Source organism: Gordonia sp. SMJS1 (assembly GCF_029866425.1).
GTDB lineage: Bacteria > Actinomycetota > Actinomycetes > Mycobacteriales > Mycobacteriaceae > Gordonia > Gordonia hongkongensis.
The window spans coordinates 3,436,909-3,458,896 of record NZ_CP123381.1 but is presented as its reverse complement, the minus strand read 5'-3'; the positions used below and the strand labels follow the sequence as shown (position 1 = coordinate 3,458,896).

23 protein-coding genes, 1 tRNA gene and 1 pseudogene are annotated in these 21,988 nt (G+C 66.4%); 16 read left to right on the top strand and 9 right to left on the bottom strand.

Translation table 11 applies throughout. From position 1 onward, the window contains the following. Positions 1 to 209: 209 nt before the first annotated feature. The 5 genes from QAD21_RS15765 (at position 210) to QAD21_RS15745 (ending at position 4,076) form a co-directional block, all read left to right on the top strand. Entirely contained in the window at positions 210 to 1,277 is a 1,068-nt protein-coding gene (locus QAD21_RS15765; RefSeq protein WP_280359839.1) for a hypothetical protein, read from the top strand. Next, positions 1,274 to 1,576 (top strand): hypothetical protein, encoded by a 303-nt coding sequence (locus QAD21_RS15760; protein ID WP_280359838.1) that lies wholly within the window; start codon positions 1,274 to 1,276, stop codon positions 1,574 to 1,576. The genes QAD21_RS15765 and QAD21_RS15760 overlap by 4 nt, the downstream gene beginning before the upstream one ends. Before the next feature lie 127 nt (positions 1,577 to 1,703). Then, positions 1,704 to 2,174 carry a hypothetical protein gene (locus tag QAD21_RS15755; protein ID WP_280359837.1) on the top strand — a complete coding sequence of 157 codons (471 nt, stop codon included), beginning with the start codon at positions 1,704 to 1,706 and terminating at the stop codon, positions 2,172 to 2,174. Positions 2,175 to 2,321: 147 nt separating this feature from the next. Next, entirely contained in the window at positions 2,322 to 3,167 is an 846-nt protein-coding gene (locus QAD21_RS15750; protein ID WP_280359836.1) for a phage major capsid protein, read from the top strand. Positions 3,168 to 3,803: 636 nt separating this feature from the next. Further along, the gene (locus tag QAD21_RS15745; protein ID WP_280359834.1) at positions 3,804 to 4,076 is read left to right on the top strand and encodes a hypothetical protein; all 273 of its coding nucleotides are present in this window, start codon (positions 3,804 to 3,806) and stop codon (positions 4,074 to 4,076) included. Positions 4,077 to 4,519: 443 nt separating this feature from the next. Here the strand turns inward: QAD21_RS15745 and QAD21_RS15740 are convergent, their stop codons facing one another. The 5 genes from QAD21_RS15740 to QAD21_RS15720 all read right to left on the bottom strand — a co-directional run bounded on the left by QAD21_RS15740 (position 4,520) and on the right by QAD21_RS15720 (position 6,442). After that, on the bottom strand, positions 4,520 to 5,080 hold the full coding sequence (locus QAD21_RS15740) for a hypothetical protein (protein ID WP_280359833.1): 561 nt from the start codon (positions 5,078 to 5,080) through the stop codon (positions 4,520 to 4,522). Then, positions 5,077 to 5,340: a hypothetical protein gene (locus QAD21_RS15735; RefSeq protein WP_280359832.1), complete on the bottom strand. Its 264-nt coding sequence runs from the start codon at positions 5,338 to 5,340 to the stop codon at positions 5,077 to 5,079. Before QAD21_RS15735 ends, QAD21_RS15740 begins: the two co-directional genes overlap by 4 nt. 264 nt (positions 5,341 to 5,604) lie before the next feature. Beyond that, positions 5,605 to 5,677 (bottom strand) — tRNA-Asn (locus QAD21_RS15730). Between the two features lie 126 nt (positions 5,678 to 5,803). Then, positions 5,804 to 5,992: a hypothetical protein gene (locus QAD21_RS15725; protein WP_058252067.1), complete on the bottom strand. Its 189-nt coding sequence runs from the start codon at positions 5,990 to 5,992 to the stop codon at positions 5,804 to 5,806. Positions 5,993 to 6,052: 60 nt separating this feature from the next. Continuing rightward, positions 6,053 to 6,442, bottom strand: a complete 390-nt coding sequence (locus QAD21_RS15720) for a helix-turn-helix domain-containing protein (RefSeq protein ID WP_068971883.1) — start codon at positions 6,440 to 6,442, stop codon at positions 6,053 to 6,055. Positions 6,443 to 6,550: 108 nt separating this feature from the next. On the opposite strand from QAD21_RS15720, the gene QAD21_RS15715 reads away from it, so the two are divergent. The 6 genes from QAD21_RS15715 to QAD21_RS15690 all read left to right on the top strand — a co-directional run bounded on the left by QAD21_RS15715 (position 6,551) and on the right by QAD21_RS15690 (position 11,947). Further along, positions 6,551 to 7,411, top strand: coding sequence for an SDR family oxidoreductase (locus QAD21_RS15715; protein WP_165629866.1), 861 nt, complete (start codon positions 6,551 to 6,553; stop codon positions 7,409 to 7,411). Positions 7,412 to 7,530: 119 nt separating this feature from the next. Then, a complete protein-coding gene (locus tag QAD21_RS15710) occupies positions 7,531 to 8,178 on the top strand; it encodes a dihydrofolate reductase family protein (RefSeq protein ID WP_058252064.1) in 648 nt (215 codons plus the stop codon). A gap of 48 nt (positions 8,179 to 8,226) precedes the next feature. Continuing rightward, positions 8,227 to 8,979 carry an isocitrate lyase/phosphoenolpyruvate mutase family protein gene (locus QAD21_RS15705; RefSeq protein ID WP_068971884.1) on the top strand — a complete coding sequence of 251 codons (753 nt, stop codon included), beginning with the start codon at positions 8,227 to 8,229 and terminating at the stop codon, positions 8,977 to 8,979. A gap of 68 nt (positions 8,980 to 9,047) precedes the next feature. Beyond that, positions 9,048 to 9,473: a pyridoxamine 5'-phosphate oxidase family protein gene (locus QAD21_RS15700; protein ID WP_068971885.1), complete on the top strand. Its 426-nt coding sequence runs from the start codon at positions 9,048 to 9,050 to the stop codon at positions 9,471 to 9,473. Between the two features lie 62 nt (positions 9,474 to 9,535). Continuing rightward, complete coding sequence (locus tag QAD21_RS15695; protein WP_068971886.1) at positions 9,536 to 10,429, top strand: hypothetical protein; 894 nt, start codon at positions 9,536 to 9,538, stop codon at positions 10,427 to 10,429. Positions 10,430 to 10,870: 441 nt separating this feature from the next. Next, positions 10,871 to 11,947: an IS110 family transposase gene (locus tag QAD21_RS15690; RefSeq protein WP_068971204.1), complete on the top strand. Its 1,077-nt coding sequence runs from the start codon at positions 10,871 to 10,873 to the stop codon at positions 11,945 to 11,947. 114 nt (positions 11,948 to 12,061) lie between these two features. Here QAD21_RS15690 and QAD21_RS15685 read toward each other — a convergent pair whose 3' ends face one another. Beyond that, on the bottom strand, positions 12,062 to 13,249 hold the full coding sequence (locus QAD21_RS15685) for a TetR/AcrR family transcriptional regulator (protein WP_068971887.1): 1,188 nt from the start codon (positions 13,247 to 13,249) through the stop codon (positions 12,062 to 12,064). A gap of 202 nt (positions 13,250 to 13,451) precedes the next feature. Between QAD21_RS15685 and QAD21_RS15680 the strand changes: the two genes are divergently transcribed. The 5 genes and pseudogenes from QAD21_RS15680 (at position 13,452) to QAD21_RS15660 (ending at position 18,817) form a co-directional block, all read left to right on the top strand. Then, on the top strand, positions 13,452 to 14,258 hold the full coding sequence (locus QAD21_RS15680; RefSeq protein ID WP_205333892.1) for an enoyl-CoA hydratase-related protein: 807 nt from the start codon (positions 13,452 to 13,454) through the stop codon (positions 14,256 to 14,258). A gap of 82 nt (positions 14,259 to 14,340) precedes the next feature. Then, complete coding sequence (gene fadD5 / locus QAD21_RS15675; protein ID WP_068971888.1) at positions 14,341 to 15,945, top strand: fatty-acid--CoA ligase FadD5; 1,605 nt, start codon at positions 14,341 to 14,343, stop codon at positions 15,943 to 15,945. A 253-nt stretch (positions 15,946 to 16,198) separates the two neighbouring features. Beyond that, complete coding sequence (locus QAD21_RS15670; protein WP_065630090.1) at positions 16,199 to 17,329, top strand: NDMA-dependent alcohol dehydrogenase; 1,131 nt, start codon at positions 16,199 to 16,201, stop codon at positions 17,327 to 17,329. 23 nt (positions 17,330 to 17,352) lie between these two features. Next, positions 17,353 to 18,170 (top strand): annotated as a pseudogene (locus tag QAD21_RS15665) (serine hydrolase domain-containing protein). Positions 18,171 to 18,298: 128 nt separating this feature from the next. Then, positions 18,299 to 18,817: a DUF3145 domain-containing protein gene (locus QAD21_RS15660; RefSeq protein WP_010841193.1), complete on the top strand. Its 519-nt coding sequence runs from the start codon at positions 18,299 to 18,301 to the stop codon at positions 18,815 to 18,817. Positions 18,818 to 18,890: 73 nt separating this feature from the next. Here the strand turns inward: QAD21_RS15660 and QAD21_RS15655 are convergent, their stop codons facing one another. From QAD21_RS15655 to acpM, 3 genes are read right to left on the bottom strand one after another with little or no spacing between them, the layout of a single operon-like run. Next, positions 18,891 to 20,342, bottom strand: coding sequence for a carboxyl transferase domain-containing protein (locus QAD21_RS15655; protein WP_137810265.1), 1,452 nt, complete (start codon positions 20,340 to 20,342; stop codon positions 18,891 to 18,893). Positions 20,343 to 20,380: 38 nt separating this feature from the next. Next, the gene (locus QAD21_RS15650; RefSeq protein WP_065630088.1) at positions 20,381 to 21,649 is read right to left on the bottom strand and encodes a KasA/KasB family beta-ketoacyl-ACP synthase; all 1,269 of its coding nucleotides are present in this window, start codon (positions 21,647 to 21,649) and stop codon (positions 20,381 to 20,383) included. Then, positions 21,649 to 21,951, bottom strand: coding sequence for a meromycolate extension acyl carrier protein AcpM (acpM, locus tag QAD21_RS15645; protein WP_058252053.1), 303 nt, complete (start codon positions 21,949 to 21,951; stop codon positions 21,649 to 21,651). Before acpM ends, QAD21_RS15650 begins: the two co-directional genes overlap by 1 nt. Positions 21,952 to 21,988 lie beyond the last annotated feature (37 nt).

Below are 21,988 nucleotides of genomic sequence, written 5' to 3'. Positions count from 1 at the left end.
CACGTCCCGTACTGCGTCACATCCGCGACTACGCCCGCGCGAGCGGCGCCGGCCCCGTCGCGGTCCTGGCCGGCGTCATCGGCAACGCCATCGCATCCACCGATCCCGACCTCCAACTCCCCGACGGCGGATCGCTCAACCTGTGCATCGCGTTCGTCGGCCAGTCAGGAGCAGGGAAGGGACGCGGAGAACGAGCCGCACAGCACGCTGTGCGATTCCCGCGCGGCGGCAACGTCGAACGGTGGTCGATCGGTTCAGGCGAAGGACTCGCCGCTCTGTTCGCTACTGACAAGGACGGCGACCAAGCGTGCCGCTCCGCTGTCATCGACGTTCACGAGGTCGATGGTCTTGCCGCGCTCGCCAAGCGGCAGGGGTCGACGATCATGTCGACTATCAGACAGGTCTGGTCCGGTGAGCCCATCGGACAGTTGAACGCCGCGGCACGGCGGTACGCACCCGCGCACTCCTACCGCGCCATCATCTCCGTGGGGGTCCAGCCTGAGCGCGCCGACGCCCTACTCGGCGACCGTGCAGGTACCGCGCAGAGGACGCTCTGGATGCCCGTCAGTGATCCTGACGCACCCCGCGCGAGACCCCCGCTCCCTGATCCGATCTCGGTCAACGTCGATGGGGTTGGCGGGACGATCGAAATCCCGGACATTGCCCGTGACGCTCTGGCCGAGCATCGCTGGCATGTCCTCACCGATTCAGGCGAAGTGGACCCGCTCGACGGGCACGCAATGTTCACCCGGTTGAAGGTCGCGGCCGGTTTCATGCTTCTGGACGCCCGCACTGACGGCATCAGCGATGAGGACTGGGAGCTGGCCGGCACGCTTATGCGAGAGTCCGACCGCACCCGGGAACGGATCGCCGCGGTCCTGCGGGACTCTGCTCGCCGCTCAAATCGGGCCAAGGCGCACGCGGTCGCAGAGCGGGATGAAGTGGTGTCCGAGCGCAAACTCGAACGCGCCAAGGCCGGCGTTCTCAGGTGGCTTGAACGCGACGGTGAGCTACCCCGGAACGAGCTGCGGTCGCGGGCTCGGTCGGACTGGCGCGACCAGGTGTCCGCGGCACTGGCGGACCTCGTCGCCAACGGAACGGTGACTGAGATTCGGGTAGACCGCGGGACCCGCTATCGACTCCCTGAGCGGTCCACCCTGGACCGGGGGTCCACCCATGAAAACAGCAGTTCAGAGGGGGTGGACCTTGCGTCCACCCTGGACCCCAGCGATGGCAAGCCACCCGTCCTCGAAAGCCTCGGAAAGGCACACCAATGAACCGCGACCAGTTCGACCGCTTCAACCGCAATTGTGAGCAGTACACGGGTCGGCCGTGGGACGGGACGATCGAACACCTCGACGCCGCCCACGCCCGACAAGCCGAGATGATCGAAATTCTGAACGCTCACGTCGCGTGGCTCAGTGCGACCAAGGAGCGGGTGGAACGGCGCGGCGAGCCCTGGAACACACGCACCTGCCGGGAGCAATCGCGCCGCGACGGCGACCTCGCAGCACCCCCTCAATGGCTCGGCAACTACAGCGAGAACTGCACTCCCGAATGGAAGCGCAACAGATGACCACCGTCCGCTGCTGGCGCGGACCACGCTGGTACGCCGCCGCGGTCGTCCTCAAACCTGAGGAACCCGAAGAATCCGAGAACTACGAGACTATCCAGCCTGACAACACAACCGGAAAGGAAACACAATGTCCGACAACATGATTGACAACAACGAAACCACCGACACGCCGCCGACCGGGGAAACTCCCCAGCCGGAGGACAACACCACCGATCCCGACAGCCCCGAAACGCCTGAGCCGCAGAGCAAACGGGAAGCGCGGTACCGGGTCCAGTTGCGCGAGACCGAAGCCGAACGCGACACCCTCGCCGGCCGCGTCGAAACGATGCAGCGCGCGGAAGTCGAGCGCCTCGCCGCCGACGTCATCGGCAAGCCCGCGGCACTGTGGGCAACCGACACCACGCTTGCCGATCTCCTTGACGACGACGGTCTCGTTGACCCCGACAAGGTGGCCGCCGCCGCCCATGCTGCCAAGGACACGCTGGGACTCGAGATCGGTGCGGCCGAACGCAAGAAGCGCGGCCCCGTCGTGCCCCGCGAAGGAACCGGCATAAACCGCTCAGAACGCAACGCTTGGAAAGAAGCGTTCACCAAGTAGACTGGAGTCAGAACCTCTGGTGCGACACCAGGGTTCGACGACACACAGCCCACGCGGGCACCGGACGACGCGAGCCGCGCACCGAGAGAATCCACTCACAGGTGCGCGGCTCGCCGCGTATCCGAGACCCGTAAGGACACAACAACCATGGCTGTCGAAACCACAATCACCAGCACCAAAGCCTGGAGCCCCGACCTCACCGCCGTACCCCCGGCCGACGCCGTACCCGACGCACTCATCCTCGAGACGTCCACCGTCTCCGGCACCATCGAGGGCGACGCCCCCGCCGTCCGCGTCCAGTACGTCGACGACGCCACCGCCACCTTCACCGCCGAAGGTGTGACCATCGACGAGGCCAACCCCGGCCTGAGCGAAGCCCTCGTGCACACCGGCAAGGTCGCCCAGATCATCCGCCTCAGCCGCGAGCAGTTCGTCCAGCCGAACGCACAAGAACTCCTATCGGACAGCGTGCGTCGAGCAGTCACCAAGGCCGGCAACACCGCCTACATCGCCCAGGCAGCGCCGACCAGTCCCGCGGTCACACCACCTGCAGGTCTGCTCAACATCCCCGGCATCGTCAACGGTGGAGCTGTAGCTGACAGCCTCGACGGTCTCGTCGACCTGCTCGCCACCCTCGCGGGCAACGGCGCTGACCCGTCGCACATCGTGCTGTCACCCACCGCCTGGGCATCACTGCGCAAGTTCAAGACCGCAGCGGACTACAACACCAGCCTGCTCGGCACCGGCGCCACCGACGCCCAGAAGTTCCTGCTCGACCTTCCCGTCCTCGTCACCCCGGCAGCACCGAGCGGAAGCGGTCTCGTCGTCGACAAGACCGCCGTCGTCTCCGCCGTCGGCAACGTCGAGGTCTCCATCTCCGAGCACGCCTACTTCGCCGCCGACAGCATCGCAGTCCGCTGCATCTGGCGCTTCGGAGCCAACGTCGTCAAACCCAACCGCATCGGCAAATTCACCGTCACCGCACCCGAGTAAGACGACACAGACCGCGCGACCGAGGGCGTCAACCCGTGACCCACATGAGAGCACGGCAAGACCACCCCACGACGAGGGCCAGTTCCGATGCCCGAGGATGGCTCTGCGCCCCGGTCGCGCACCCTCAACAACCCCCCAGGGGCAGGTCCCCTCGACCACCACGAATCCGGCCTCTCTTGGCCATAGGCCTCCGTGTGTGTGACCCCCCCTACCCCCCTTGGCGAAAAGTGCGGACTTCCGCACTTTTCGCCGGGTCTGGCAACTCCGCAGAGAGGCACTGAAAGCTGATGCCGTTCGCTTCGACCACTATCCGCAATCGTCGGCGCGCTGAGGTCCGTAGACGTGACGGCGACGCCCCGTGTGCCTTGCAGATCACGGCTGACTGTCAGGCAGTCGATGGGCAGATCGAGTACGAGGCTGCGCCAATTGATCCGAGGTCTTTTCAGGTGGATCACATCGTGTCGTCTGATGCGGCTCGCGCTATGGGTTGGTCAGAGGTTGAGGCCGACGCGTTGGACAACTGTGTTGGTGTGTGCCGGCAGTGCAACCGCGAGAAATCGACAGGCCGTCCACCTGCAGGGCCACCCGCCCGTCCGACGTATGTGAACCCTCGATTCATCTGGGAGACCAAAAGTTATGGCTGACAAGTACACGACCCTGAGCGCTGCGATGGCCGCTGGCGACGAGCTCGCCGAGGCTGAGATCCGGTACGACCTACTGGCCGAGACCTTCACGGACATGCCCCAGCTGCGCGGCAACATGAACGGTCAGCTGGAGCGTGTGAAGGCCGAGATTATGCGTTTGCGGGCGGCTGAGGCTTCCGCGAAGAAGAAGGCGGCGCCGGCGTCGGAGGGTGACGACACGGTGGTCTCGTTCGACGCTGGCCGGTTCCGCAAGTCGGGTGCGTAGCAACCACTAGCGTCACGCCAGTCCAGGTCCCCACTTGAGTTCATCGTTTAACCGTGTCTTCGAGAGCGGAGTTCGTTCACAGCCAACGGACACCCCAAGGGTGGCAGAAGCTACCCCATCCCGTTCGACCCACGAGCCTTGCCTACCTATCGCGTCAGGCCACGACTGCTAGCACCGTGTCCGATGGACAGGTGTTGTCGTCATGGCACCGGCTCGTGTTTCGCGACGACGCGAGCGGTGGCGTACGTCCCCGGCGTACGACTGGGCTACAGGGAGCAGGCTGGTTTGCGTCGGGCTCTGCAAGGACGACGGGGTTCGGATTTGGAATCCGCTCCTACTTGGTGCCCTGCCGGGAGTTGAACCCGGCAACCGCGGTGATGAGCACCGCGGTTGACCGTCAGAGCTGGATGGGAGGTGCCACTTCCCGGAGTCGGGAACTGGTGTCAGGGATGCCCCTGAGAAGGTGATCGGTGGACCCGGCACCACGGTCCGTTGCGGCATGGCTTGCCCGAGCGGGTCATACGGCCACACTTCGCGCGCAACACCTTGATCGTGTACTTGGCGGGGAGTTTGCCGAGGCGTTCGTGGTCCGGGACTGGAAGGCCTTTGCAGGGTGCATTCTTGTCATCGCCATCAACGACGTAGAGCAGTTCGCCGCCCTCGGACCCGATGAGCGTGTGAATGAAGTAGCCGTCGACCATCTCGAATATGCGGTGGTCGTCAAGAAGCGTGTATCCCTCCCCATCGGCGTACTCGATGGGCAGACACTCGGGGCACGTCCGCCAATAGTTGGGGACGGCGAACACTCGATCACAGTGCTTGCACAAGCGGTTTAGGACGTGGGCAAGCTCGTCGCGGTAGCCCCGTTCGAAATCGTCGTCGTCTCGCAGCGTCATCGTCGCCAGCATCTGCTCTGCGACGCACCGTTTGTCATCACCCGACGCGCCCGCGCGTTCTGCGAGTTCCTCGCGGGCGGCACGCACCCCGGCGTTGTACGCGCTCACTGGTCTGACTCCAACCATGCGGCAACGGATGGAGTTGGTGACAGGATGTCACCGACCTCTTCGCCGGTCGCAACGGAGAGCGCCTGGATGACACGGCGAGCAAGTGCTTCGACGTCGTCGTGGCCGTAGTCGACGGCTTCCTCGAGCTGCCAGACAGCTTGACGCAGGTGGGCGGCGTGGTCGCACTCGGAGTCCTGCTCGTAGAGGTCCCAGGCGTGACGGATCAGTGTTTCGACGGGTTCGGGCGTTATGGGGGTCATGCGTGCCACCCCAGCTCGATGCACGCGGCCATGACAGCGATCGGGACGAAGTAGATCCCGAGGAGGAATGTCGCCACACCGGCGACGAGGGATAGAGTGCGGGAACGGTTCACGGGTGCCTCCGTGGATCGAGGCCCCGGCGGTGTTCGTAGCACCGAGCGGGGCCGACTTGTATGTCGGCGACCCGCTCGGACGTTTCCGCACGTATTCCGTACGAAACAAGAAAGGCCCGGTGAAAACCGGGCCTGACCTGCTATTTCTCTGCTCCCCCAACTGGACTCGAACCAGTAACCGTTCGATTAACAGTCGAATGCTCTGCCAATTGAGCTATGGGGGACTGCCTCGGACCTGCTCGGCGCTCGTGGAGCGCGTCATCAGGACCGAGGACAGACTTTAGCGCATGGTCATGTCGGACGACAAAACGGGCGGTCAGCCGCATGCGGCGGCCAGGCCGCCCGCTGCGCTACTCCCGGGGGTAGTCCTCGGGGTCGATCTCGACCTCGGTGGCCTGTTCGGCGGCGTCGGCGTCGTCGGCTTCGAACGGCACGCTGGGGTTGACACCTTCAGCGGGGTCGGGCGCTGCCGTCTGGGCCTGCTCGAGTGCATCGGCCTCGTTGGCCTCGACCGGCAGGTCGGCTTCCGGTGACGTCATCGGGACGCTCCTCTCGTCGTCGAACTCCTACGTCTCCACGTGTACCCGACGAGAGCGGTTTCAGTCGCCGCCGCGTCGCTCGTCGTAGTCGGCCTGGGCGTCGCGGACGGCCGGCATGTTGTCTTGCACGAGTTCGATCAGGCCGCTCAACTGGTCGGCGACCTGCCTGCCGAGCGGAGTGAGGTGGTACTCGACCTTCGGCGGGATGGCTTCGAGGACGGTGCGCACGATCATGCCGTCGCGTTCGAGGCTCTGGAGGGTCTGCGAGAGCATCCGTTCGCTCACGCCGTCGACGCGTCGCCGCAGCGCGCTGAATCGATAGTTGCTCTCTCCCAGAGCGATCAGCACGAGGCTGCCCCACCGTCCGGTGACTGTCTGCAGTGTCGTCCGGGACGAGCAGTCCCGGGCGAAGACGTCCGCCTCGAGGGACTGGTCGCTCATCTCGGTCATGTGCTCAACGGTAGCCGAATCTACGAGACCTTGCTAACAGTTCGTGTTGCACTTACGAAAAGTAAGTGCATACTGGGAGTCGTCCAACCGACAGAGATGAGGAATCAGATGACCACAGCAGTGACCGGCGCGACGGGGCAGCTCGGCGGACTCGTGATCGACGAACTACTCGCCCGGGGCATTGCCGCCCCCGACGTGGTGGCGATCGTCCGCGACGAGTCGAAGGCCTCGAATCTTGTGTCGCAAGGCGTTTCGGTCCGTGTCGCCGACTACGACGATCCGGCATCACTTGTCGACGCCCTCGCCGGCGTCGACAAGTTGCTGCTGGTCTCGGGTTCGGCGGTCGGGCAGCGTGTTGCCCAGCACACCAACGTGATCGAGGCGGCGGAGGCCAACTCCGTCGAACTGATCGCCTACACCAGCCTGCTGCACGCCGACACGAGCGGTCTGGGTCTGGCTCCCGAGCACGTCGCCACCGAAGCCCGGCTGAACGAGTCGTCGGTGCCCGCCGTGATCCTGCGCAACGGCTGGTATTGGGAGAACTACCTGGCCGCCATCCCGCAGGCGGCGTCGACCGGAACACTCCTGGGTGCCGCGGGTGAGGGGAGACTCGCTGCCGCCGCTCGCGCCGACTACGCGGCTGCGGCCGCAGCGGTCCTCACCGCCGACACCGACCAGGTCGGCAAGGTCTACGAGTTGGGTGGCGACGAGCGGCTGACCTACGGCGAATTCGCCCAAGCGATCGGTGAGGTGTCCGGGTCGAGCGTCGAATACCGCGACCTCTCCGAAGCCGACTACCAGGCCGCTCTCGTCAGCGCGGGTCTGCCCGAACCGGTCGCCGCGATGCTGGCCGGCGCGGATGCCGGGATCAGCCGCGGTGAGCTCGACACCACTTCCGGCGATCTCCGATCGCTCATCGGCCGGTCGTCGACCCCCGTCGCGGAGGTCATCGCGCAGGCGCTCGCCTGACCCGGCGTCGCACGATCGGCGTCCGGCGTGCTCCGCGCCGAGTCGCATCGATGAGTTTGGCTGCGACACCGAGTCTGTCCACATAGATTGCTCGTGCCGGCCGACAAGGAAGCGGAACCATGCCACAGCTACTCAGAGTCCAGAACTTCTCGATCTCACAAGATGGGGTCGGGGCGGGGGAGAACCAGACGTTCGAGCGTCCCTTCGGTGATCGCGTCGAACCGTGGGAACTGATGTCGTGGGCGGGCGCCACCGCGAGCTGGCCCAACCGGACCGACCCGGGTGGCACCCGCGGCCTCGACGACTATTTCACCCGCGACTTCGCTCATAACATCGGTGCGGAGATCATGGGCCGCAACAAGTTCGGTTATCAGCGCGGACCGTGGACCGACCATGAGTGGCAGGGCTGGTGGGGTGATGAGCCGCCGTTCCACACTCCCGTCTTCGTACTGACGCACCATGTGCGGCCGTCGTTCACGCTGAGTGACACCACGTTTCACTTCTTGGACGCGACCCCGGCCGAGGCCGCCGAGCAGGCGAAGGCCGCGGCGGACGGCAAGGACGTACGTATCGGCGGCGGCGTGAGCACCGTCCGGGAGTTCCTCGACGCCGACCTCATCGACACCCTCCACATCGCCGTCGCACCCGTCACGATCGGCGCCGGACTCAAACTCTGGGAGTCACCCGAGGAGCTCGAGGGCCGGTATCACCACGAATCCGTCCCGAGCACCAGTGGCGTGACGCACCATTTGTTCTGGCGCAAGTAGCGGAATGGCGGTGGAATGAGACCGGGAACTCGCGTAGTTGTAGGGACCATGACGGAACTCGCCGGCAAGGCCACTACTCTGCTCGAACTCCACCAGCCGGGAAACCCGGTCATCCTGCCCACGGTGTGGGACGCCTGGTCGGCGAACCTGGCGATCTCCGCCGGGTTCACCGCGCTCACCGTCGGCAGTCACCCGGTGTCGGACTCGATCGGCAAGCCCGACAACGAAGGAATCACGTTCGAGGAACTGACCACTCGCATCCGGCAGATCACCGCGGCGGTCGACGTCCCGATCTCCGTCGACATCGAGTCCGGCTACGGGGAGGACCCGAAGACACTCATCGAGGGCCTGATCGCCGCTGGTGCCGTCGGTCTGAACATCGAGGACACCGTGCACAGCGAGGGCGGACGCCTTCGCGAGGCACAGGAGCACGCCGATTTCGTGGGTGCGCTCCGGGCGGCGGCCGACGCCACCGATGTCCATGTGGTGATCAACGCGCGCACCGACCTGTTCGTCAAGCAGGTCGGCGACGAATCCGACCGCCTCGACCGGGCGATCGAGCGAATGAAGCTGGCTGCCGATGCCGGCGCAGACGTGCTGTACCCGGTCGGTTTCCACGACGACGCCGCGCAGAAGCGGCTCACCAGCGAACTGCCGTTGCCGGTCAACGCGATCGGCCATCCGACCAAGAACACCAAAGCGGCACTGGCCGAACTCGGTGTCGCACGGGTCAGTTTCGGACCGATCTTCCAGATGGTGCTCGCCGAACGCGCCGCCGAGGTTCTCGAACCCTGGAAGTAGTCACACCGCTCTCCTCCGGGTCGTCGAACCCGGAGGAGAATGTCGGTGGTCCGGACTACCGTCGGGTCATGGCACTGACGAAACCAGAACGAGAAGCGTTCCTGTCCGAACCCCATGTCGCGGCGCTGTCGGTCGAAGCCGAGCCCGGCCGGGCGCCGCTCACGGTCCCGGTGTGGTACCAGTACGAGCCGGGCGGTCGCCCCTGGCTGCTCACCGGAACCGAATCGCGCAAGTTGCAGCTCATCCGAACCGCCGGGCGGTTCACGCTCATGGTCGACGAGGTGTCGCCGCGGCTGATGTACGTGGCCGTGTCGGGGGATGCGGTCGACATGGTGCCGGGCACCCGCGGCGACCTGCAGGAGATGGCGGCGCGCTACCTCCCGCCCCAGGCCGTCGACCCCTACGTGGAGATGGCCGAGAAAGACCACGGTCCCCAGACCAAGCTGTTCCTCGAACCGAAACAGTGGGTGTCCCTGGACCTCGGTGCGCTCTGACCGACGGGCCGTGATCCGGCAGCGAGACGAACCCGTCGGGAACGTCTCGCTACATTGAACGCATGCCGAAGTCGCGTTCCACGTCCGACCAGCCCGAACAGTCCGTAGACGCGGAGTCTCACCAGGAGACATCGCCGACGGGCGAGCAGGTCACCCCGCTCGACGGCAACGAGTTCCTGCAGGCCAATCGCAGCAACCGCGACAAGTACCGCGCCGAGGCCGAGGCGAAGGCGGCGAAAGCAGCCCGCAAGGCCGAGCGCCGACGCCCGGCTGACGAGCCCACGGGCGCCGACGAGCCGGCCGATACGGACGACGCCGACGGGTCCGACGACGCCACGACCGAGGTCGCGGACCCACGCCCTGGCTCGGACCGCACCCCCCGCAAGCTCGATCCCGCCACGGCGCGTCGGAGTGGTTCCCGCCGGTGGACCGGTTGGACTTCGAAGGTCGGCAGCCGACCGTGGGCGGTGATCGCGCTGATCGTGGCGGTCGTCGTCCTCGCGGCGTCGACGGCGGTGCTCGCCGTGGCTTACGTGGATGCCGATGAACGCGCCGAGTCGAGCGCGTCGGCCGGTACGACGACGTCCCTCCTCGAGACCGCCCGGCGGTACGCGGCCGAGATCTCGACCTACAACTCAGCCGACTACGCAGACCTCGACCGACGCATCCGGGAGATCTCCACGCCGGCGTTCACCCAGACCTACATCGAGTCCTCGCAGGACGCCCGCCGCGGATCCGCCGAGGCCGAATCGGTGTCCACGGCGACGGCCGACAATGCGGGCCTCATGTCCGTCGACGACGGCAAGGCCGTTGTGTTGGTCACCCTGGACCAGACCCTGAAATCGCCGCAGACCGCCCAGGAGTTCCCGGAGGGATTCCCGTACCAGTCGCGGGTGAAAGTCACCCTCGTGGAGCAGGACGGTCGCTGGCTGATGGACGACTTCGCGGTGCTGTGAGGCCTCGGCTCCCTGATCCCAAAGAAGCGAGTCCTATCGCTCCCTGAGGAGCGCCCGGAGCTTGCGGAGAGCGCGACCAATCACCGCCTTCCTAATCCGAAGAACGACATGACCATTGCCCCCTGAGGTGCGAGGAGCGTTAGCGACGAGCCACGAAGGGCCTGGTGAGACACGTTACGAAGCCCTTCGTGGCAGTGAGAATGGGTGTGGGTGGTTGACCGGGTTTGGGTCTGACTTACTTCGTGGCTGACGGTGCTGTCATGGGCGAGATGTGTCGGCCCGGAACTCCGGTCGATCACCTGCACCAAGTGACCTGTGAGGACCGGGGCGGGTGTGACCTGATTAGGACCCTGTCTGGCTGGTAGGCCGTGACTCTTCACTGTCCTGTCCACCCGCCCCGGTGAGGTCATCCACCACCGCAGTGAAGGAGACACCGCCAGAATGGCTGAGACAGCAGTGACCACGCAAGTGGTCGTACTCGGAGTCGACACCCATCAACAGACCCACCACGCCGCGATCGTCGCCATCGACGGCCGCCCGCTGGCCGATCGCGAGTTCCCGACCACCACCGCCGGCTACACCCAGTTGTGGCAGTGGGCGTGTGGCTTCGGCCGCGTCGAGGATGCCGCAGTGGAATCGAGCGCCTCCTACGGGGCCGGGTTGACCCGGATGCTCACCGCCGAAGGGGTGCGAGTGATCGAGGTCAACACCCCCGATCTGCCGCGCCGCTACGCCCACGGTAAGACCGATCAACTCGATGCCTACGCCGCAGCGATGGCAGTCATCACCGGCCGCGCGACCGCGGTGGCCAAAGACACCCGCGGCGCGGTCGAATCTGTTCGGATGCTCACCGTGGCAAGGGCTTCGGCCGTCGAGGAAGCCACCCGCATCGGTAACCAGATCCGTGACCTGTGTACCACCGCACCAGCCGAGTACGCCGATCAAGCGCGCCAGGCCCGCACCATCGCCAAGCGGGCAGCATTCATCAAAGACTTGCCGGTACCAGCCGAGAAAGCTGATCTGTCCGGGCCGGCCGCGGCGTTCGTGCGCGCTGCGCGGTCGCTGCTCGACCGACACCGACTCGCCCAACAACAAGCCCGGTCTTTGGCCCGCGAACTCACACGACTGCTGAGCAAGCTGGTACCCACCCTGCTCTCGCGCCCGCAGATCGGGCCGATCACCGCCGCCCGCCTGGTGATCACCGCCGGTGACAACGTCGAGCGGATGGGCACCGAGGCACGGTTCGCCAAACTCGTCGGCGCCGCCCCGTTACCGGCATCCTCAGGCAAAACCAGCCGTCACCGACTCAACCGGGGCGGGGACCGGCAAGCCAACAGTGCTCTGCACATGATCGCGGTCGGACGCATGAAATCCCACGCCCCCACCCGCGCCTACGTCGAGCGACGTTCCGCCGAACACAAAACGAAGAAAGACATCCTCCGCTGCCTCAAGCGCTACATCGCCCGCGAAGTGTTCCGCGACCTCACCACTGACCTCGGAGCACTTGACAAGCTATAGGACCCTCTCGCTTCGCTCGCACCTCAGGGAGCAGTGGCACAGCACGTCTCTCGGGTTCTGCAGTTCTTTCGGATCAGGGAGCGAGGTTCGGCGTGCTTGCCGGTCATCAGATAGTCAGCCGTGCAACAGAATCCGCATCGCCAGTGCGTCGATCCGGTCGGGGGAGGGCGGTAGGGACTGACGCGACAGGTCGGTGACCACGTTCAGGGAAGCGTGTACGAGGAACCGCGCCTGCGAGAGCGACAGCTCGTCGCGGACGCGGGTGAGCCAGGTGGCGAACTCGTCCACGGTGATCCGCTGCTGGTTGCGTAGTTCCTCGCGTGCCTGTGGAGTCGTGTGCCCGATCTCGGTCTCGTAGATCGCGATGAGATCGGTTGCGCTGGATGATAACCGGATGTACGAGGCGACCATCGCGGCGATCGCCTCGCGGGGCGTGGTCGACGCCGCCAGCGCGTCGGAGATGGCCGACGTGACCCGGTCGGTCGCGCGCCAGAACGAGGCCTCGAGAATGGCGACCTTGCTGGGGAAGTGGCGGTACACGCCTGATGCCGGCAGGTCGGCCGCGTGTGCGATGTCCTCGATCGTCACGTCCCGGAACCCGCGGGCGGCGAACAGCTCGATCGCTTCGGTCAGGATGACCTCGCGCTTGGCGGCCGGGGCGAGTCCGGTCACCGACGGCGGCTCGGGGTCGGTCGGCTCTGGCAGCTCGACTTCGAGCAGGCCGATCGCGGCGGCCGACATCAACGCCGTCGCCTCGCGGGCCGGCAACGAGGCGCGATGCGTTGTCGGACTCGCCGCGACGCTGATCATTGCGGCGGCAACGAGATTGGCGTCGAGATCGGTCAGCGACGGGCGCAGCCGGCGGGCGGCGGCACGCACACGACGATGCTGGTGGACGACGACATCGCGGACGATCGCGGCGTCGGCGGGCTCGAGGTAGCGCGACTCCCACCGGTACAGCCCACCGCGGCGGCGATTGTCGAACGAGGTGGCGGTGATCGCCTCGAGGAGTGCGGGCAACTCCTCGGGCGACCCCTCCGGGACGGTGTCGAGAACGTCGCGCAGGCCGGTCGCGAGGTCGGCGGTGGTCTCGGCGAACAGTGCGTACTTGTTCGGGAAATGCCGGTACAGCGCCGGGGTGGAGATGCCGACGGCGTCGGCGATGTCCTCGAGCCGCACCGCGTGGTACCCGCCGTCGCTGAAGGCCTTCGCCGCGGCGTCGACGATCATGCGTCGCCGGTCGGCGGGACGACGACGCCGGGCGCCGGTGTCCGGGCGCGACGTCTGCGGACGTGCGGTCATGACGACAGAGCCTATCCGGAGACCACGTTCTCGTGACAGATTTCGGCATCGACCGGCAAAACTGCAGGAGAGCCCGGCTTGCGAGTCTGATAAGTTAACCGAGATTCTCGTGATCTGCGTCGCATTGTGGTAGTAATCTAGGCGATGGCACAGATGCGGGGGGCTGTGTCTACCGAGAAGCCGGCCTGGAGTGGGGAGAGCAGTGAGCGAAGAGATCACGCGCGGCGGAGTCATCACATCGGTGGACGACTCCGGGATCGGGCGCCTGACGATTTCTCGTCCGGAACGGATGAACGCCCTCGACGGCGGGGCCCATCAGGCGATCGAGGACACGTTGGCGGAGTTGTCGACTCGCGACGACGTCCGCGTGATCGTGCTCGACGGCGCGGGCGGCAGTTTCAGTGCGGGCGCCGATGTCCGGGGCTTCGCCGAACAGTCGACCGCGGGCGGCGCCTCCGGGTTCACTCCGACGCAGGCGCGTCAGATCATCTCCGGAGGTTCTGATCTCATCCGGGCCGTGCGTTCGGTCCCGGTCCCGGTGATCGCCTCGGTCGACGGTGCGGCCGCCGGGATCGGTGCGTCGCTCGCACTCGGTGCCGACCTCATCTACACGACGGCCAGGTCGTATTTCCTGCTCGCGTTCGTCAACATCGGTCTGATGCCCGACGGCGCGGCCTCGATGTCGTTCGCCACGGCCGTCGGCCGCGTGCGAGCCAACGAGCTGGCGCTGCTCGGTGAGAAGCTGCGTGCCGCAGAGGCTCTCGACGCCGGACTCGTCAACGGCGTCGTCGAGGACCGTGCCGCGCTCGACGAGGTGGTCGGCAAGGTCGCCCGCAAGCTCGCCGGCAAGAGCGCCGCGGCGCTCCGGCTCACGAAGGCCGCGCTCGACGCGCACACGATGTCCGGTTTCGAGGCCGCGATCGAACGAGAACTCGACGGCCAGACCGAACTGCTTCAGTCCCCGGAGTTCCAGGCGGCCATCACCGCGTTCGCCGGCGCCTCCAAGTGAGCACTGCGACACGTCGGAATCGCTGTACCACAACCGTTCCCGACCCCATCACCACCAGAGAGACAACGAGGAGACCGATCGTATGACCGCGACCGTCGACACCTTCAGCGACCTGGCCACCGAGCCGCTGCGTTCGCGCCGCAACCACTGGAACAACCAGATCCGCCGCCACGCCTTCATGACCCCGGACAAGGCGGCGCTGAAGTTCCTGGGCAACGTCACCACCTGGAAGGAACTCGACGAGCGCAGCCGCGCCTTCGCGGCCGCGCTGAGCCGCCGCGGCGTGCAGTTCGGCGATCGTGTGCTGATCGTCCTGCTCAACCGCTCGGAGTACGTCGAAGCGGTTCTGGGCGCGAACCTGATCGGGGCCATCCCCGTGCCGGTGAACATCCGGATGAGCCCGGCCGAGGTCGCGTTCCTCGTCAACGACAGCGGCGCGAAGGTGATCGTCACCGAGACCCTGCTCGCCCCGCTGGCCGACGCCGCGGCCGCCTCCACCGGAGCGATCGAGCGCACCATCGTGGTCGGCGGTTCGGACAAGGACAACCACCTCGACTACGAGGCGCTCGTCGCCGAGGATTCGTCGGATCTCGAGGAGATCGACGTTCCCGAGGAGACCGTCGCGCTGATCATGTACACCTCGGGCACGACCGGAAAGCCCAAGGGCGCCATGCTCACTCACACGAACATGCAGGCGCAGGCGGTCACCTGTCTGCAGGCCCTGCAGACCCGTTCCGACGACATCGGCTCGTGTGTTGCCCCGATGTTCCACATCGCCGGCCTCGGCGCCATGGCGCCCCTGTTCTACATGGGCGCCCTCTCGGTGATCCATCCGCTCGGCGCGTTCGACCCCGACGACATGCTGGACACCATCGAGCGCGAGGGCACCACCTCGATCTTCCTGGTGCCCGCACAGTGGCAGGCCGTCTGTGCCGCGCAGCAGGCCAAGCCGCGTGATCTCAAGCTACGTGTGATCAGCTGGGGTGCGGCCCCGGCGTCGGACACCGTCCTGAACGCGATGAACGAGACCTTCCCGGAGGCGCTCAACGTCGCCGTCTTCGGACAGAGCGAGATGTCGCCGATCACCTGCGTACTCGAGGGCAAGGACGCCCTGCGCAAGATCGGCTCCATCGGCAAGGTCGTCCCGGCCGTGACCGCGCGCATCGTCGACCCCGAGGGCAACGACGTCGCGCAGGGTGAGGTCGGCGAGATGGTCTACCGCGGCCCGAACATGATGAAGGGGTACTGGCAGAACGAGCAGGGCACCGCCGACGCCTTCGCCGGCGGCTGGTTCCACTCCGGTGACCTGGTCCGTGCCGATGAGGAGGGCTTCCTCTACGTCGTCGACCGCGCCAAGGACATGATCATCTCCGGTGGCGAGAACATCTACTGCGCCGAGGTCGAGAACGTCCTCTTCGGTCATCCGAGCATCACCGAGGCGGCGATCATCGGTCGCGCACACGAGAAGTGGGGTGAGGTGCCGGTCGCAGTGGTCGTGCTCGCCGAAGGCGTCGAGGACCTGACGCTCGCCGACCTCGAGCCGTACCTCAACGAGAACCTCGCGCGGTTCAAGCATCCGAAGGACATCGTCATCGTCGACGAGTTGCCGCGCAACGCCGGTGGCAAGGTCGTCAAGCCGACCCTGCGCCAGAGCTACGGCAGCAAGGACGCCGGCCTGGCCGACTGACGCCGTCGTATCCACTGTCGTCGGACGCCTCGGCGACGTCGACACCCTCCGACCTGGGCGCGAGCACTCGCGTCCAGGTCGTCGTGGTCTCATCAGTCCAGACCACCGCCGGCGTCGACGCGGCCAAGAAACGCGCACTAGAACACGTTCCAATTTTGTGGTTGAGTGACTACTGTCACGTCATGGCGGCAACCGTCGGAGTGAGTAGATCCTCCCGGTGCGAGACGTCGCCGGGTTCGAACGGAGGAGTTCAGTGAAGACAAAGGGTGCATTGCTGCGGGAGCACAACAAGCCGTGGGCGATCGAGGACATCGAGATCGGCGATCCCAAGGCCCACGAGATCAAGATCAAGATGGAAGCCGCCGGCATGTGCCACTCCGATCATCACCTGATGACCGGTGGCATCCCGATGGCCGGGTTCCCGATCCTCGGTGGTCACGAGGGTGCGGGCGTCGTGGCCGAGGTCGGTGAGGGAGTCACCGACTTCGAGGTCGGCGACCACGTCGTGCTGTCGTTCATCCCGTCGTGCGGCAAGTGTCCGTCGTGTCAGTCGGGAATGGCCAACCTGTGCGACTTCGGCGCCATGCTGCTGCAGGGTGAGGCGGTGTCGGACAACACCTTCCGGATCCAGACCGCCGCCGGCGAGAACGTCTACCCGATGACGCTGCTGGGCACCTTCGCGCCGTACATGGTCGTGCACGAGGCCTCGGCGGTGAAGATCGACAAGGACATCCCGTTCGAGGTCGCGGCGCTCTGCGGCTGTGGCATCCCCACCGGTTACGGCTCGTCGACCCGCAGCGGCGACGTACGACCGGGGGAGGACGTCGCGATCGTGGGTGTCGGCGGCGTGGGTACCGCGGCCCTACAGGGCGCGGTCATCTCCGGCGCCCGCAACCTGTTCGCCATCGACCCGGTGGAGTGGAAGCGGGAGCAGGCGCTCAAGTTCGGGGCCACCGCGGCCTTCGCCACGGTCGAAGAGGCGGCCATGGCGATCGCGGAGACCACTCACGGCGGCATGTGCCAGAAGGTGATCGTCACGGTCGGCGAGGTCCACGGCAAGGACGTCGACCTGTGGATGGGTATCACCGCCAAGGGTGGCACCTGCGTCCTGACCGGTATGGGCAACATGCTCGAGAGCGATGTCAACCTCAATCTCGCCATGCTGACCCTGCTCCAGAAGAATCTGCAGGGTTCGATCTTCGGCGGTGCCAACCCGAAGCTCGACATCCCACAGCTGCTGTCGATGTACAAGATCGGCAAGCTCAACATCGCCGACATGATCACCCGGCAGTACCGTCTGGACCAGATCAATGAGGGCTACCAGGACATGTTGGACGGCAAGAACATCCGCGGAGTCATCCGCTACACCGAAGAGGACTGGTGAGCACCCGGGTAACGTGACCCGATGTGTCTGTCCTTGATTCTCTGACGGAATGGCCCGTCGACCACGTGTCGGCGGCGATCATCACCCGCGACGGGGTCGCCGACCAGTTCGGCGACCCCGCTCGCGTCTACGAGCTCGCCTCGGTCACGAAGCCGCTGGTGGCCTACGCGGTGCTCGTCGCCGTCGAGGAGGGAGCCGTCGAGCTGGACGACCCGGCCGGCCGTCGGGGTCGACCCTTGCCCACCTGCTTTCGCACGCGTCCGGCCTGGCCTACGACACCCGCGAGGTCGAGGCCCCGCCGGGGGAGCGGCGGATCTACTCGAGCGCGGGCTTCGAGGTGGCCTCCGAGGTCGTGGCCGAGGCGACCGGTATCGAGTTCGGCCGCTATCTCTCCGAAGCCGTGTGCGCGCCGCTGGAGATGTCGTCGACGACGCTCTACGGGCCGGCCGGGCATGCCGCCCGCTCGAGCGTGGCGGATTTGGCGGCCTTTGCCCGCGAGTTGCTGGATCCGCGCCTGCTGGCGCCGGAGACCTTCGGGACGCTGACGTCGGTGCGGTTCCCCGGACTCGACGGATTCGTCCCCGGGTACGGCAAGCACCGTCCCAACGACTGGGGGATCGGCTTCGAGATCAGGTCCGAGAAGTCGCCGCACTGGACCGGGACGAGGAACTCCCCGCGGACGTTCGGGCACTTCGGTCAGGCCGGGACGTTTCTCTGGGTGGATCCGGCGCTCGACGCGGCCTGCGTCGTGCTGACGGATCGGCTCTTCGGACCATGGGCGAAGCCGCTGTGGAGCGAGTTCAACGATCGTGTCGTTGATGAACTCTCGTCACAGAACTGAATTTTTCTCGCAGGAGAAACTAGCGCAACACGTGCATCATGGGGCACAATTGACCCTACGAATGTGATATCCGCTGTCGCGAGGTGTGTTGGGGAAGACGTTCCTCGTCGACAACGGAGGTGAACAAGGTGCGCAATCTGAATCAGTTTGCGGACATGACAACAGGAGTGGTCTACATCCACTCGGCGCCGGTGGCGCTGTGCCCGCATGTGGAGTGGGCTCTGTCGTCGACCCTGAATGCGCGCGCCAACCTGAAATGGTCGGCACAGGATGCCGAACCCGGCATGCAGCGTGCCACTGTCGACTGGGCGGGTCCGGTCGGTACCGCGGCTCGTCTGGTGACGGCGCTGCGGGAGTGGTCGGCGCTGCGTTTCGAGGTGACCGAGAACCCCAGCGAGGGTGTCGACGGTGAACGGTTCTGCTACGTCCCGGGACTCGGCCTCTGGCGCGGCTCCACGAGCGCCAACGGCGACGTCATCATCGGCGAGAACCAGTTGCGTTCGATGATCGAATCGCAGCCCGACAGCGCCGGTCTCGCCGGTGAACTCGAAGGCGCGCTCGGAACCGCGTGGGACAACGCGCTCGAGCAGTACCGCATGGGCGGTGCCGGCGCCGAGGTCACCTGGTTGCAGCAGCGGGTGGGTTAGCAGGGGGACGAACTACAACGAGACGTGCCCCGGTCCTCGTGGACCGGGGCACTTTCGTCGTCTGTGCGATGCGTCAGAGCGGGATGTTCTTGTGGCGACCGCGGCGCGCGGGTGCCGCGGCGAGCGCCTCGGCGATGATGCTGCGAGTGTGCGCCGGGTCGATGATCTCGTCGACCACGCCGATGGACTGTGCGCGGCCGACACCGCCGGCGATCGCCTCGTGCTCGGCGGCGAGACGGTCGTGCAGGGCCTCACGCTCGTCGTCGGGCGCTGCGGCGAGAGCTTTCTTGTGCAGGATGCCCACCGCGGACTTCGCGCCCATCACGGCGACCTCGGAGCCCGGCCAGGCGAACACCGCGGTGGCGCCGAGCGCACGCGAGTTCATCGCGATGTAGGCGCCGCCGTAGATCTTCCGGGTCACCAGCGTGACCCGGGGGACCGAGGCCTCGGCGAACGCGTGCAAGAGCTTCGCGCCGCGGCGGACGACGCCGTTCCACTCCTGGCCGACGCCGGGCAAGTAACCCGGCACATCGGTGATGACGATGAGCGGGATGCCGAAGGCATCGCAGAGGCGGACGAAACGCGATGCCTTCTCCGCGCTCTCGGAGTTGAGGCAGCCGCCCATCCGCAGCGGGTTGTTCGCGATGATCCCCACGCTGCGTCCGGACAACCGGCCGAAGCCGACGACGATGTTCGGTGCCCATTTGGCTTGCAGCTCTTCGAAACTCGAGATCTGGGTCTCGCCGTCGGCCGCGACACCGGAGTCGAGCAACTGCTCGACGACCGGGTGGACGTCGTAGGCGCGCCGATTCGACTCCGGCAGCAGGGCCTTGAGGTCGGTGTCGCCGGCCCGCGCGTGTTCGCGGTCGAAATGTCCCTGCTGGGTGAACGTCGACACCAGACGCCGTGCGCGCCACAGCGCGTCGGGCTCGGAGTCGGCGACGATGTGACAGACACCGGACTTCTTGCCGTGGGTGGTCGGGCCGCCCAGCGACTCCATGTCCACTTCTTCGCCGGTGACGCTCTTGACGACGTCCGGGCCGGTCACGAAGACCCGGCCGGCCGGCGCCATGATCACGACGTCGGTGAGCGCCGGGCCGTAGGCGGCGCCGCCGGCGGCGAAGCCGACGACCACCGAGATCTGCGGGATGTAGCCCGAGGCACGCACCATCGCCTCGAAGACCTGACCCACCGCGTGCAACGCCTCGACACCCTCGGCGAGGCGGGCGCCACCCGAGTGCCAGATGCCGATGACCGGCGCCTGTTCGGTGATGGCGGTGTCGATGGCGTTGACGATGTGCGCACACCCCACGACACCCATGGCGCCGCCCATGACGGTGCCGTCGGTGCAGTAGGAGACCGTACGGACCCCGTGCACCAGTCCGACGGCGGCCTGGACGCCCGACTTGTCGCGCGGATGGAGCAGCGACATCGTGCCTTCGTCGAAGAAGTTGGTCAGCCGCAACAGCGGGTCGCGGGGATCGGCGGCTTCTTCGCGGCCGGCAACGGGAGCCAAGGTCGTCATCGATGTCTCCTGGGTGTCGGGGGGTGTGGCGGTGATGCTCAGTAGCGACCGAAGGCGAGCGCCACGTTGTGCCCACCGAAACCGAACGAGTTGTTGATCGCGTAATCGATCTGCCCGTACCGGGGTTCACCGTGCACGACGTCGATGTCGCATTCCGGGTCCAGGTTCTCGAGGTTGAGGGTCGGCGGGATGACGCCTTCCTCGACGCTCTTGATCGTCAGGACCGACTCGAGCGCCCCGACCGCACCGATGGAGTGTCCGAGCGCGGACTTCGGCGCGTACACCGCAGCGTGCTGTCCGATGGCGGCGAGGATGCCGGCGGCCTCGGCGGTGTCGCCGATGGGGGTCGACGTCGCGTGCGCGTTGATGTGGGTGATGTCGGAGCGCTGCAGACCAGCGGTCTGCAGGGCCCGCGTCATGGCCCGCGCGTTGCCCTGACCACTCGGGTCGGGGGCGACGAGGTGGAATCCGTCGGAGGTGATGCCGGTACCGAGCAGGCGGGCGTGGATATGTGCACCGCGTGCGCGGGCGTGTTCCTCGCGTTCGAGGATCAGCATCGCCGAACCCTCGCCGAACACGAAACCGTCGCGATCTTTGTCGAACGGTCGCGACGCCGCTGCGGGGTCCTCGTTACGGGTGCTCATCGCCCGCATCATCGAGAACGCGGCGATCGGCACCGCGTCGATGTGACCCTCGACGCCGCCGGTGACGACCATGTCGGCGTCACCCATGACGATGTGCCGCCAGGCGTGCGCGATGGCCTCGGCGCCCGACGAACAGGCCGAGACGGGGGTGATCACGCCGGCGCGTGCGCCGACGTTGAGTCCCGCGACGGCCGCCGGTCCGTTCGGCATCGCCATCGAGACGGCGAGCGGGGACACCTTGCGGTAGTTGCCGGTGCCCTCCATGGCCTGGACTGCGTCGACCATCGCGTCGGCGCCACCCTGACCGGTGCCGATGACGACCGCGAGGCGGTCCTTGTCGACGTCGGGTTCGCCGGCCTGCGCCCAGAGGCGCTTGCTCATCACGTGGGAGATGCGCTCGACGTAGGCCATCCGCCGGGATTCGATGCGCGTGACCTCCTCGGCGGGATCCTGGAGGAGACGACCACCGATGCGCACCGGGAGGTTGTACTTGGTGATGAAGTCGTCGGTCAGCTCACGGATGCCCGATTCGCCGGCCAGCAGGTTCTTCCAGGTCGAGTCGAGATCCCCACCCAACGAGGTGGTGGCCACCATGGAGGTGACCACCACACTCGGGAAGTTCCCACCCAGCGTGGAGTACTCGCGGAGGGAAGAGGGGGTCATCAGGCCTCGTCTGCCTCGACCTGCGCCTTGATGGCAGCTGCGGCCTCGGGGTTCTCGCTCTCGAGCTTCTGGATGTAGGCGACCGCGTCGCCGACCGTGCGCAGGCCGGCCAGATCCTCGTCGGGGATCTTGACGCCGTACTTGTCCTCGGTCTGGACCGCGATCTCGACCATGGACAGCGAGTCGATGTCGAGGTCGTCGACGAACGACTTCTCGAGGGTCACCTCGGACGGCTCGATGCCGGTGACTTCCTCGATGATCTCGGCGATGCCGGCAATGAGTTGTTCCTGGGTGGCAGCCACTGTGTGGTTCCCTTTCGTCTTCCTACGTGGATGTGAG